1 protein-coding gene and 1 pseudogene are annotated in these 1318 nt (G+C 42.2%); both read right to left on the reverse strand.

The window, feature by feature from the left end; translation table 11 throughout:
* On the reverse strand, positions 1 to 629 hold a 629-nt coding region (locus tag ACFIQE_RS10470; RefSeq protein WP_375707712.1), incomplete at its 3' end, for a DUF3987 domain-containing protein.
* Positions 626 to 1318: pseudogene (locus tag ACFIQE_RS10475) on the reverse strand (toprim domain-containing protein); the annotation flags it as partial. The pseudogene ACFIQE_RS10475 and the gene ACFIQE_RS10470, both read right to left, overlap by 4 nt.

Raw genomic sequence — 1318 nt, forward strand, 5'->3', positions numbered from 1 at the left:
ACATCCTCATCACGCGTATTGTCTTTAGAGAGGGTTTCAGACAAAAGAGCACGGGCTGTTTCAAGATCTCCTTTTTTGATTGCTTTATGGGCTTGTTTTTTCTTTTCGGATTTGTCTAAAGTTTCAAGTATCTCTTCAATTTCTTGTCTCTCTTTCTGCTTTAGCCAGTCTTTATACCATTTCTTTTGAAGGCAAGTGATGGGAGTTAAAGCGGCTTGCATGGTAGGTGTTTTCATGGTTGAAGGTTGACCAATAAGAGCGCCCCAGAGATTAGGGACAATCTTCCAATCATCATGTTGTTTTGGAGCAATCCGCACGCCATTGCCGATGAGAGCAGCCAAGCCACACAAAGCAGCGACAGCCACAAAATCAAGAGGCGCTTGTTGACGGTCAGCAACGTCATAAACATAGCGACTTAAAGTTAAAGGCATTTGCGCAGCATGAAAAGACTCGACGGGTAAGAGAGTATATTCAAGTGGTTTTAATTCCCCCCAACCGTTTTGTTGCAATGCTTGTTTATAAGGAATGGCTTCTAAACAAGTCTTATCATTTAAAGAGCCATTATCGTTATCATTGAATGAAACATTTTGATTGTTGGTATCGACAATATTGTTTTTATTCTCTCTCATTTATTTATACCTTTCAGTATCAAAACATCATTGAAATCTAGACCGTAGGGGGCTTGCATGATAAAAACCTCAAAGCCTTGTCTATAGGCACGCGCAGCGAGGTTAAAACCTGCTTTACGACCCGCATCATCGCCGTCCATTGCAATTGTCAGATGTCCTTTTGTATGGGGTAAATTCACACGCATCATGCCACTGGTTGAAAGAGACGCCCATAAAAATTCACGGGCTCAGATAACAACCCAGACAGTAGAGCCAGACCGGTTTCAATGCCTTCACAAATGACCAGATGTTTTGGATTGGCTTGACTTAAATACACAGCACCTCCAGTGACAGAACCCAACATGGCTTTGGCTGGTTTTTGATCTGTTTTACAGCCATTGTCTTTTAAAAAGGTTCTATGAATAGCAAAGGAACCAGCGCCCTTAACAAGAGCCACCAACGCGGGCAGTGTACCCCCAGAGGGGTGTGGACATTTGTCGTAAAAGCGTAAATCAGGAGGCAAATCACATGTAATACCCCGCATACGTAAATAGGTTTCTGCTAAAGTGTTTTTAATAGGTTGGCTTTGTTGCCAAATTGCTTTTGCTCTCTCTGCTTTCTGTTTTGCTCGTGTGAGATCAGCACAAAACTGTTTGGAGAAAGAGAGCGTCTGATCATAAGCTTTATCAAAAAAGGCTTGTTTTCCAAGC

Source organism: Bartonella sp. AA1HLJMS (assembly GCF_042197445.1).
GTDB lineage: Bacteria > Pseudomonadota > Alphaproteobacteria > Rhizobiales > Rhizobiaceae > Bartonella.